Here is a 10,608-nt window from a genome sequence, read left to right on the forward strand (position 1 = left end):
CCCGGGCGAAGGCGCCGCCCCGGACGCGGGCGCCGTCAAGGGCCGAGGCGCCGCCCTGGGCCGGGGCGCTCTCACGGGCCGTACGCGTGCGGGGGGAGACGCTCATCGGCATGCCAGGTCCGCGAGGGCGGTGGCCAGGGCGCGGACGCCGGCCAGGCAGTCGTCGGTGGTGGCGTGCTCGGCGGGGCTGTGGCTGACGCCGGTCGGATTGCGGACGAACAGCATCGCGGCGGGCACCAGCGCCGACAGGATGCCCGCGTCGTGGCCTGCCCCCGTGGGCAGGGCGGGGACGCCGCCGAGGGCGGCCGAGAGCCGGTCGCGCAGCCCGCCGGGGAACTCCACGACCGGGGTCCAGGACTCCTGCGCCACCTCCACCCGCACGCCGTGCACGGCGGCGGCGTCCCGCGCCGCCCCGGTGACCTCCTCGACCAGCTTGCGCACTGTGCCGGCCTCCGGGGCGCGGGCGTCGAGCCAGGCGTCGACCCGGGAGGCGATCGCGTTGGTGCCGTTGGGATCGACCCTGACCTTGCCGAACGTCGCCAGGGCGCCCAGCCGCCCCGCCGCCTCCCGCGCGGCCAGGACGGTCGAGGCGAACGGCGGCACGGGGTCGTGCCGGTCGGCCAGCCGGGTCGTCCCCGCGTGGTCGGCCCGGCCGTGGAAGGTGCAGCGCCACCGTCCGTGCGGCCAGATCGCGGCGGCCACGCCGATCGGGGCGTCGAGGTCGACCAGCCCGCGTCCCTGCTCGATGTGCAGCTCCACGAAGGCGCCGATGCGGCCGAGGGCCTGCTCGTCGCGGCCGATCGCGCCGGGGTCGGCTCCGGCGGCCCGCATGGCCTCCGCGAGCGTCACCCCGTCGGCGTCGCGCAGGGCGCGCGCGTCGCCGGGGTCGAGGATGCCGGTCATCAGGCGGCTGCCGACGCACGCGACGCCGAAGCGGGCGCCCTCCTCGTCGGCGAAGTTGACGACGGCGACGGGGCGCTCCGGAGCGTCGCCCCGCTCGCGCAGCAGGTCCACGGCGAGGAAGGCCGACACCACGCCGAGCGGCCCGTCGAAGGCCCCGCCGCCCGGGACGCTGTCCAGGTGGCTGCCGGTGACCACCGCCCCCGGGCCGGGGGTGCCCCACCAGGCCCACTCGTTGCCGTTGCGGTCGCGTTCCCAGGTCATGTCCCTGGCCTCGGCCTGCGCGCGGAACCAGTCGCGCAGCGCGAGGTCCACCGGCGTCCAGGCGAACCGCCGGTAGCCGCGATCCCCTTCGTCTCCGATGGCGGCCAGGTCGCCCCACATCCGCTCGAAGCCGGGGCGGAGTCCGGCGGCGCCGGATGCGATCACCGGGACTCCCCGGACGCCATGGGGACGGCGACCCCGCGCTCCGCCGCGACCTCGGCGGCGCGGTCGTATCCGGCGTCCACGTGGCGGATGACGCCCATGCCGGGGTCGTTGGTGAGGACCCGCTCCAGCTTCTGGGCGGCGAGAGGGGTGCCGTCGGCGACGGCGACCTGCCCGGCGTGGATGGAGCGGCCGATGCCGACGCCGCCCCCGTGGTGGATGGACACCCAGGACGCGCCGGAGGCGACGTTGACCATGGCGTTGAGCAGCGGCCAGTCGGCGATCGCGTCGGAGCCGTCGAGCATGCCCTCGGTCTCCCGGTACGGCGAGGCGACCGACCCGGCGTCCAGGTGGTCGCGGCCGATGACGACGGGGGCCCGCAGCTCGCCGGAGGCGACCATCTCGTTGAACCGCAGGCCCGCCTTGTCGCGCTCGCCGTAGCCGAGCCAGCAGATGCGGGCCGGCAGCCCCTGGAACGCGACCCGCTCACCGGCCAGCTTGATCCAGCGGGCCAGCGACTCGTTCTCCGGGAACAGCTCCAGGATCGCCCGGTCGGTGGCCGCGATGTCGCGCGGGTCGCCCGACAGCGCCGCCCAGCGGAACGGGCCCTTGCCCTCACAGAACAGCGGCCGGATGTAGGCGGGCACGAAGCCGGGGAAGTCGAACGCGCGGGTGTACCCGGCCAGCTTGGCCTCGCCGCGAATGGAGTTGCCGTAGTCGAACACCTCCGCGCCGCTGTCCATGAACCCGACCATGGCCTCGACGTGCCTGGCCATCGACTCGCGGGCGCGCAGGGTGAAGGCGGCCGGGTCCTTGGCCGCCTGCTCGCGCATGTCCTCGAACGCCACGCCGACCGGCAGGTAGGCCAGCGGGTCGTGCGCGGAGGTCTGGTCGGTGACGATGTCGATCGGGGCGCCCATGGCGAGCATCTCGGGCAGCACCTCGGCGGCGTTGCCGAGCAGGCCGATGGACAGCGGACGGCGGGCGTCGCGGGCCTCGGTGGCCAGGCGCACCGCCTCCGCCAGGTCGCCGGCCTGGACGTCGAGGTAGCGGTGCTCGATGCGCCGGGCGATGCGCGAGGGGTCGCAGTCGACGCAGATGGCGACGCCGTCGTTCATCGTGACCGCCAGCGGCTGGGCGCCGCCCATCCCGCCGAGCCCGGCGGTGAGCGTCACCGTCCCGGCGAGGGTGCCGCCGAACCGCTTGGCGGCCACGGCGGCGAAGGTCTCGTAGGTGCCCTGCAGGATGCCCTGCGTGCCGATGTAGATCCACGACCCGGCCGTCATCTGGCCGTACATGGTCAGGCCGAGCGCCTCCAGCCGGCGGAACTCCTCCCAGGTCGCCCAGTCGCCGACGAGGTTGGAGTTGGCCAGCAGCACGCGCGGCGCCCACTCGTGGGTGCGCATGACGCCGACCGGACGGCCCGACTGGATGAGCAGCGTCTCGTCCTGCTTGAGGCCCTGGAGGGTGCGCGCGATGGCGTCGAAGGACCGCCAGTCGCGGGCCGCCTTGCCCGTGCCGCCGTACACGACCAGTTCGTCGGGGTGCTCGGCGACCTCGGGGTCCAGGTTGTTGTGCAGCATCCGGTACGCGGCTTCCTGCTGCCATCCCTGGCAGGACAGCTCGGTGCCACGTGGGGAGCGGATCACCCGCCTCGCCTGCTCGCTCATCGCCGCTCATCTCCTCGCTGGATCGTCATCCTCGATGTTCCCTGGTCGTCCTGGTCGTCCTGGTCGTCCTGGTCGTCCTGTTGGTCTTGGTCGTGCTGGTCGTTCTCGTCATCCCTGTGGGACCTCGCGGCCGTCCCTGGCCCTTCCGGGGGCCGCGCCGCCGGGTCCGCGGTCTCGTCTGTGCAGGTCCGGCGGTCGCGTCAGCCGGGGCGACCCCCGTGTCCTCGCCGGCGACGCCGCCCGGGCCGTCCCAGCGGCGCGCGGTCCGGCTGGTGCGGGACGGCCGGGGCCTGCGGTCAGCCTGGTGCGGAACGGCCGGGGCGTGCGGTCAGCCGGGTAAGAAGAGGCGGCGCTCGGCGGCGCTGTTCTCGAACTCCTCGATCGACGACTGTTCCGGCGTCGGGAGCGCCCCGAGCATCGCGTGGACCAGAGCGGCGCACAGCACGCTCGGCGCGGCCTGCGAGTCGAAGGCGAACCGCGAGCTCACCGGCGCGGCCAGCACCGCGTCCGCGTGCTCGGCCAGCGGGCCCACGGCGTGGTCGGTCACCAGTGCCACCCGCAGCCCTGCCCGCCTGGCCCACACGAGCCCGTCGCGCAGCTCACGCGGGTAACGGGGCAGGCCGAAGGCGAGCACCCACGCGGCCCCGGCGTCCGCCGCGCGGCTCAGCCGGTCCTCCATGGTGGACCCGGGGGCATCGATGACCCGGACGTCGGGGTGCGCCTTGGAGGCCAGGTAGCCGAACAGGTGCGCCAGCGGCGCCGACACCCGCAACCCGAGCACGGGGAGCGGCCGGGAGGCCGCCAGCGCACCCGCCACCTCGATGAGGCGGGTGGTGTCGGCGAGGCCGTCGCGCAACTGCTCCAGGTTGCGCAGCTCCGACTCGACCATGGCCTGCACCGGGTTCAGCGCGGCGGGCGCGGCCGGGACGTCCTGGCCGTCGCGCAGCGCGGCCCGCAGGTGGTCGCGGAACTCGGGAAGGCCGGCGAAGCCGAGGGCGAAGGCGAAGCGGGTGACCGACGGCTGGCTGATGCCGACCGCCTCGGCGATGTCGTTGCCGGTGAGGAACACCGCCTCGTGCGGGCGTTCCATGAGGTGACGGGCGATCCGCCGCTGAGAGGGCGACAGCCGGTGTCCCTCGACGAGCTCCTGCAGCCGCGCGGCCACCCGCGAAGCATCTTCGGCGCCCACCGCCGCGGCCCCCGGAGCAGCCGACATCACCGGATCGACCGTCTCCGGAGCAGCCGCACTCGGGGTCCCGCTCATTCACGCCTCCCTGCGCCCGCCGCCGGCCGCCCGTCGCGCGTCCAGTCCTTTGTCCTGTCTCGGCCCGCGTCGCACACCTGTGCGCACGCGCCGCCGAATGCAAACTTTCATGCACGATCGCCGATGCATGTTCCTATGTCAAGAGGCGAAGACCACCGCCACGGCAGCCCGATCTCGCCCTGCACAGACCGTAGGGCTCGAAACGGCCGAGGACGACGCACTCCGCCGGCTTGCCCGGCGAAGGCCCAGTCCGCCCTGGAAAGGCTTGGTTCGCCCCGGGAAAGGCTTGGTTCGCCCCAGGGGAGGCTTGGTTCGCCCGGGAAGACCTTCGCGCCCCCCGGGAAGACTCAGTGCGTCCCTGAAGGCTCAGTGCGTTCCGGTAAAGCTCAGTCGCTTTCTCGCTCCTGGGTGACCGACATCTCAGGGATGTCCCCCTTACAGGCGACGCTCACCTTCACCGTCCGGGTGTCCGACTCGAACTCCAGCGAGGCGGTGGCAGCGGGGCCGGCGGTCACGTCGTCCACGGCGTACCCCTGGGCCGGGCTCCACGAGAGCAGTACCGCCCGGCCGCCGTCGCAGGCCGCCACGACGGAGCCTCCGTCGGTGGTGAACGCGCGGGCCCTGGCCGGCGGGGTGCCGCCGGGCGTCGCGGACCAGCGCGGGGCGGCGGTGGCGGTGGCCAGAGCGCGCGCCACGTCGGCGCGGCTCACCGGCGACACGACCCGGTCGGACAGGCCCTCCCCGAGCAGCGAGACGGCCCAGGTGCTGATGACCGTGGTCAGACCGGCCACGACCACCCATCCGAGCACGGCGAGCAGCGGTCGGCGGTTCATGCTCCCAGCCTGCCAGCCCACCCCCACCCCGGCGACCCCACCGCCGGTCCCTCGACGGGGCGGAGGGCGCCGGCGGCGGCTGTAGCGTGTGATCGTGGCGCAACTGCTGCTGATCGAGGACGACGCCGCGGTGCGATCCGCGCTCATGCGCGCGCTCACCGAACGCGGCCACGCCATGAGCTCGGCCGACTCGGGGATGTCCGGCCTGCGCATGGCCGTCGACGAGCGCCCCGACCTGGTGATCCTCGACCTGGGCCTGCCGGACGTGGACGGCTACGAGGTCGTCCGCATGCTCCGCGCGGTCAGCCCGGTCCCGCTCATCGTCGCCACGGCGCGCGACGACGAGCACGAGATCGCCAGGGTCCTGGACGCCGGAGCCGACGACTACCTCGTCAAGCCCTTCGGCGCGATCCAGCTCGACGCGCGCATCCGCGCGGTGCTGCGCCGTCTGCGAGGCGACGAGGAGGAGGCCGGGCGGCCGCTCACCGTCGGCGCGCTGCGCGTCGACCCGCGCAGCCGCGAGGCCAGCGTGGACGGCCGGGTGCTGGACCTGCGGCCGAAGGAGTTCGACCTGCTGTGCTACCTCGCCGCCCGCCCCGGGGAGGTGGTCAGCAAACGGGAGTTGCTCACCGAGGTGTGGCAGGTGCCCTACGGCGGCGCCGACAAGACGGTGGACGTCCACCTTTCGTGGCTGCGCAACAAGCTGGGCGAGTCGGCGCAGGAGCCACGGTACGTGCGGGTGGTCCGCGGCGTCGGCATCAAGATCGTGGACCCGGAGCGGTGAGGCCGTGAGGCGGCGCCTGCTCGCGCTCGTGGCCTCGACGGTCTCCCTGGCGTTGGTCGCCTTCCTGGTGCCGCTGGCCCTGCTGGCCATGCAACTGGCCGCCGACAGGGCCACCGCCGACGCGCTGGTGCGCGCGCAGTCGCTCGTGCCCGTGGTGTCGGCCGGCGGCGAGGACACCGTGGCCCTGGCCGTCGAGCAGGCCAACAGCGGCGGCGGCTCGCCCGTCGCCCTCTTCCTGCCCGGCGGCGCCGTCCTCGGCGCGCCGGCCGCCCCGTCCGAGGCGGTCCGGCTCGCCTTCACCGGCCGCAGCCTCACCGCCGAGGCCGCCGGCGGCCGGGAGATCGTCGTCGCGGTGCAGGGACGCCCCGGTGGCACGGCCGTCGTGCGCACCTTCGTCCCCGACGCCGAGCTGACGCGCGGCGTGGCCCGCGCCTGGCTGATCCTCGGGCTGCTCGGGCTCGGGCTGCTCCTCATCAGCCTGGCCGTGGCCGACCGGCTGGCCCGCTCGCTGATCCGCCCCATCGCCGGGCTCGCCGGCGTCTCCCACCGCCTGGCCACCGGCGACCTGACGGCACGGGCGGTGGCGCAGGGGCCCACGGAGATCCGCGACGTCACGGCCGCGCTGAACCACCTCGCCGGGCGGATCCGCGAGCTGCTGGCACAGGAGCGCGAAGCCGTGGCCGACCTGTCACACCAGCTCCGCACGCCGCTGACCGTCCTGCGGGTCGAGGTGGAAGGGCTGCCCGCCGGCGAGCAGGCCACCCGGGTGGCCGCCGCGGTCGAAGGGGTGGAGCGCATGGTCACGCGGGTCATCCAGGAGGCCCGCCGCTCCCGGCACGAGGCGTCGGGCTCCTGCGACGCCGCCGAGGTCATCGCCGGGCGGCTGCATCACTGGTCAATGCTGGCCCGCGAACAGGGACGCCGCGTCGACCGCGACGTGGCCGGGCCTCCGCTCCGCGTCGGGCTGCCCGAGGAGGCCCTGGCGGTCTGCGTCGACGCCCTGCTGGAGAACGTTTTCGCCCACACGCCGGAGGGGACGGCCTTCGCCGTCCGCCTGCGTCCCCGGCCGGAGGGCGGTGCCTTGCTGGAGGTGTCCGACGCGGGTCCGGGGTTCGCGCCCCGCGAGCCGTCCGGGCGCGGGGTCAGCGGCGGGAGGTCGACCGGTCTCGGGCTGGACATCGTCCGGCGGGCCGCCGGCCGCTCCGGCGGATCCATGACGCTCGGCCCGGCGCCCGGAGGTGGCGCCGCCGTCACCGTCGCACTCGGCCCTCCGCCGCGTTAACCCGGCGTTAGTGTTCCGCAGACGCCGCGCTATCCCTCGCTCCGGCAGCCTCGCAGGTGTTGTGGGAAACCCCCGATCGCACCGGAGGCTCGAATGCGCAAGTCAGTGATCATCGCCGGTCTGGCCACGGCGGCCACGCTCACCGCCGGCGGAGTGGCCTACGCCGCCCAGCAAGACGCCTTCTCCCCCTCGCCCTCCGCGTCCGCGCCGGCCGTGTCGCGGGAACAGGCCGAGAAGACCGCCCTGGCGAAGGTACCCGGCGGCACGGTCACCTCCGCCGAACTGGACGCCGAGAACGGCAAACAGGTGTGGGAGTTCGACATCGCCGCCACCGGCGGAACCGAGCACGACATCACCGTCGACGCCACCTCCGGCACCGTACTGGCCGACACGCAGGACGACGACGTCACCGGGGCCGACGGGGCAGATGACTCCGACGACGACTGACAGTGATCATCTAGGTGAGCGCCTCCCGGTCGGGGGCTGACCGAACGACCGACGACGACCTACCGCGGGAGCCGGCCTCCGGGGGACCGCCGCCCGGTGCCGGCGCCGGTGAGCGAGCATGACCGTCCAGCCGCCACCCGTCGCCCGTCGCCCATCGCCCATCGCCCATCGCCTTCTGATCGTCCTCTGGTCCGGAAAGGGCCAGTAATGTGGGTCTCGAGGGCTCATATATGACATTACGGACGATCACCCTGGGCGGCTCCCGGACCGGCCCGGCGGACATCGCGCGCATCGCGCGTGACGGCGCGCCGGTCCACCTGGCCGCGGACGGCCTGGAGCGGGCCACGGCGGCCTTCGAGGCGGCCGGAGAGATCGCGCGCCGCCGGCCCGTCTATGGGCGGACCACAGGCGTGGGCGCGAACCGCACCCAGCAGGTCGCGGCGGCCGAGGGGGACGCGCACGGGTTGCGCCTGCTGCGCAGCCACGCGGGCGGCGCCGGCGCCCTCGTACCGGCCGAACAGGCACGCGCGATGATGGCCGTCCGGGCGAACCAGATCATGGCCGGCGGAGCCGGGCTGCGTCCCGCCTTCGCCGAGGCGCTGGGCGCCGCCCTGAACTCCGGGCATCTGCCGCAGGTCCACGAGATCGGCGCCATCGGCACCGGCGACCTGACCGCCCTGGCCGAGACCGGCCTCACCCTGATCGGCGAGCGTCCCTGGAGCGGCGGCGGGCGGGGCGAGTCCCCCGCACCGATCGCCCTGGCGGCCGGCGACGCGCTCGCCTTCTGCAGCAGCAGCGCGCTGACCATCGGGCAGGCGACGCTCGCCTGGGCGGACGTCGCGCCGCTGCTCCGCGCCACCCAGGTCGTCGCCGCCCTGTCCCTGCTCGCGGTGGACGGCAACACCGAGCCGTACGACGAGCGCGTGCACGCCGCCCGCCCGCACCCCGGCTCCGTCGAGGTGGCCGCCGCGATGCGCCGCCTCCTCACCCCGGCGCCCCCTCCAGCTCGCGAAAACGCGCCCTCCCGGACCCCGCGCACCGGACAAGACGAAGCCGCGCCGCCCCCGCCCTCCTCCCCCGCACCGCCGACCGGACCAGGCGAAGGAGCGCCGTCCCCGCCCACCGGACGAAGCGATGACGCGACGCCCTCGCCCTCCTCCCCCGCACCGCCGACCGGACCAGGCGAAAGCGCAGCGTTTACGGCACCGGCACCGGCACCGGCGGCGCGGATCCAGGATCCGTTCGGGTACCGCTGCCTGCCGCAGGTGCACGGACCGGCCGTCGAGGCCGTGGCCGCGCTCGAGCGCGTCCTCGGCGTCGAGATCAACGCCGCGGCCGAGAACCCGCTGATCTCCGCGGCCGACGGCACCGTCCACCACCACGGCGGCTTCCACCAGGCGCCCCTCGGCCTCGCCCTGGACCATCTGCGGGTCGCGCTCCTGCACACGGCGCACCTGTCCACCGCCCGGCTGGCCACGCTGGTCGAGCCCGCGTTCACCGGCCTGCGCCCCTTCCTCGCCGACGCCGCGGCCGGAAGCTCGGGCGTGATGATCCTTGAGTACACCGCGAGCTCCGCGCTGGCCGAGTTGCGCAACGCGGCCCTGCCGGCGGCGCTGGGCCACGCCGTGCTGTCCCGTGGCGTCGAGGACCACGCCGCCTTCGCCTCCCAGTCGGCCCGGCAGACGCTGCGGGCCGCCTCGTCCTACCGCCTGGTGCTGGCCTGCGAACTGGTGGCGGCCGTCCGGGCGCTGCGCCAGAGCGGCCTCGGCCCCGCCATCGCCGCCACCCCCGCCGGCGCCGCGTACACCCTCGCCGCCGCACGCCTCGACCCCCGCGACGAGGACCGCCCCCTCACCACCGACACCGAGACCGCCGCCGCCCTCCTGGACACCTTCGCCACGATCTGACGACGGTCACGAAGAAGACCCGGCCGTACGGCGATTCGCGAGATGGCCGGGCCGAGATGAGACGCGCCGAAGAGGAGTGACCATTCGGGGGGTCACATGGGTCCGGGCGGTCGGGGAAGGACGAGGAGCGAAGCGGAGGCGGTGAAGCGGAGGGTCTGATGCTGCTGGTGGGGACCTCGGGGTGGCAGTACAAGCACTGGCGCGACGTGCTGTACCCCGCCGGGCTGCCGCAGCGGGTGTGGCTGGAGCGGTACGCCGAATGCTTCGGCACGGTCGAGAACAACAACGCCTTCTACCGGCTGCCAGCGCGCGAGACGTTCGAGAGCTGGCGCGACCGCACCCCGGACGGGTTCGTGATGGCGGTCAAGGCCAGCCGGTTCCTCACCCACATCAAACGGCTGAAGGACCCCGAGGAGCCGGTCCAGCGGCTGATGGACGCCGCCGAGGGCCTCGGCCCCAAGCTCGGCCCCGTCCTGGTCCAGCTCCCGCCTAACCTCAAGGCCGACCCCGAGCGGCTCGACGCCTGCCTGGCCCGCTTCCCGCGCCATGTGCGCGTGGCCGTCGAGCCGCGCCACGACTCCTGGTGGACCGGCGCGGTGCGCGAGGTGCTGACCGCCCACGACGCCGCCCTGTGCTGGGCCGACGTCCTGGGCCGCCCGGTGACCCCGCTGTGGCGCACCGCCGGGTGGGGCTACCTGCGGCTCCACCAGGGCCGCGCCCACCCCTGGCCCTCCTACGGCGATGCGTCGCTGCGGTCGTGGCTGCACCGGCTGGGCGAGCGGTGGACCTCCGGGGACGACGTCTACGTGTACTTCAACAACGACCCCGGCGGCGCCGCCGTCCGCAACGCCGTCCGCTTCGCAGACCTGGCCCGCGCCGAAGGGCTCCCCGTCACCCCCACCCCGCCGGCACCGCCCTCCTGACCCATCCCAGCGCCGCCGGTGCGGTGACCGACCACGTCCACCGGGTGCGGCTCTCCACCTTCGCCAGGTACCGCCAGTGCGGTGACCGACCACGTCCACCGGGTGCGGCTCTCCACCTTCGCCAGGTACCGCCAGTGCGGTGACCGACCACGTCCACCGGGTGCGGCTCTCC

9 protein-coding genes are annotated in these 10,608 nt (G+C 74.7%); 5 read left to right on the plus strand and 4 right to left on the minus strand.

Annotated features, from left to right (window positions below; genetic code table 11):
- Positions 1 to 102: 102 nt before the first annotated feature.
- The 4 genes from ABZT47_RS29610 to ABZT47_RS29625 form a co-directional block, all read right to left on the minus strand.
- Positions 103 to 1,329, minus strand: coding sequence for an allantoate amidohydrolase (locus tag ABZT47_RS29610; RefSeq protein ID WP_354849120.1), 1,227 nt, complete (start codon positions 1,327 to 1,329; stop codon positions 103 to 105).
- A complete protein-coding gene (gene hutU / locus ABZT47_RS29615) occupies positions 1,326 to 2,996 on the minus strand; it encodes a urocanate hydratase (protein WP_354849123.1) in 1,671 nt (556 codons plus the stop codon). Before hutU ends, ABZT47_RS29610 begins: the two co-directional genes overlap by 4 nt.
- 328 nt (positions 2,997 to 3,324) lie before the next feature.
- Positions 3,325 to 4,260: a MurR/RpiR family transcriptional regulator gene (locus tag ABZT47_RS29620; protein ID WP_354849126.1), complete on the minus strand. Its 936-nt coding sequence runs from the start codon at positions 4,258 to 4,260 to the stop codon at positions 3,325 to 3,327.
- A 386-nt stretch (positions 4,261 to 4,646) separates the two neighbouring features.
- Entirely contained in the window at positions 4,647 to 5,093 is a 447-nt protein-coding gene (locus ABZT47_RS29625; RefSeq protein ID WP_354849129.1) for a hypothetical protein, read from the minus strand.
- A 94-nt stretch (positions 5,094 to 5,187) separates the two neighbouring features.
- On the opposite strand from ABZT47_RS29625, the gene ABZT47_RS29630 reads away from it, so the two are divergent.
- The 5 genes from ABZT47_RS29630 (at position 5,188) to ABZT47_RS29650 (ending at position 10,436) form a co-directional block, all read left to right on the plus strand.
- A complete protein-coding gene (locus ABZT47_RS29630; protein ID WP_354849131.1) occupies positions 5,188 to 5,877 on the plus strand; it encodes a response regulator transcription factor in 690 nt (229 codons plus the stop codon).
- 4 nt (positions 5,878 to 5,881) lie between these two features.
- On the plus strand, positions 5,882 to 7,159 hold the full coding sequence (locus ABZT47_RS29635) for a HAMP domain-containing sensor histidine kinase (protein WP_354849134.1): 1,278 nt from the start codon (positions 5,882 to 5,884) through the stop codon (positions 7,157 to 7,159).
- Positions 7,160 to 7,252: 93 nt separating this feature from the next.
- Positions 7,253 to 7,606: a PepSY domain-containing protein gene (locus ABZT47_RS29640; protein WP_354849137.1), complete on the plus strand. Its 354-nt coding sequence runs from the start codon at positions 7,253 to 7,255 to the stop codon at positions 7,604 to 7,606.
- A 230-nt stretch (positions 7,607 to 7,836) separates the two neighbouring features.
- On the plus strand, positions 7,837 to 9,513 hold the full coding sequence (locus ABZT47_RS29645; RefSeq protein ID WP_354849139.1) for an aromatic amino acid ammonia-lyase: 1,677 nt from the start codon (positions 7,837 to 7,839) through the stop codon (positions 9,511 to 9,513).
- A gap of 158 nt (positions 9,514 to 9,671) precedes the next feature.
- Positions 9,672 to 10,436: a DUF72 domain-containing protein gene (locus ABZT47_RS29650; protein ID WP_354849142.1), complete on the plus strand. Its 765-nt coding sequence runs from the start codon at positions 9,672 to 9,674 to the stop codon at positions 10,434 to 10,436.
- The last annotated feature ends 172 nt before the right edge of the window (positions 10,437 to 10,608 follow it).

This window comes from Sphaerisporangium sp. NPDC005289, assembly GCF_040607455.1.
GTDB classification, from domain to species: domain Bacteria; phylum Actinomycetota; class Actinomycetes; order Streptosporangiales; family Streptosporangiaceae; genus Sphaerisporangium; species Sphaerisporangium rhizosphaerae.

Excerpts from the sequence above, each read along its gene's own strand:
- hutU (WP_354849123.1), bottom strand. The coding sequence starts at position 2,996 with ATGAGCGAGCAGGCGAGGCGGGTGATCCGCTCCCCACGTGGCACCGAG.
- ABZT47_RS29625 (WP_354849129.1), bottom strand. The coding sequence starts at position 5,093 with ATGAACCGCCGACCGCTGCTCGCCGTGCTCGGATGGGTGGTCGTGGCC.
- ABZT47_RS29640 (WP_354849137.1), top strand. The coding sequence starts at position 7,253 with ATGCGCAAGTCAGTGATCATCGCCGGTCTGGCCACGGCGGCCACGCTC.
- ABZT47_RS29620 (WP_354849126.1), bottom strand. The coding sequence starts at position 4,260 with ATGAGCGGGACCCCGAGTGCGGCTGCTCCGGAGACGGTCGATCCGGTG.
- ABZT47_RS29645 (WP_354849139.1), top strand. The coding sequence starts at position 7,837 with ATGACATTACGGACGATCACCCTGGGCGGCTCCCGGACCGGCCCGGCG.
- ABZT47_RS29650 (WP_354849142.1), top strand. The coding sequence starts at position 9,672 with ATGCTGCTGGTGGGGACCTCGGGGTGGCAGTACAAGCACTGGCGCGAC.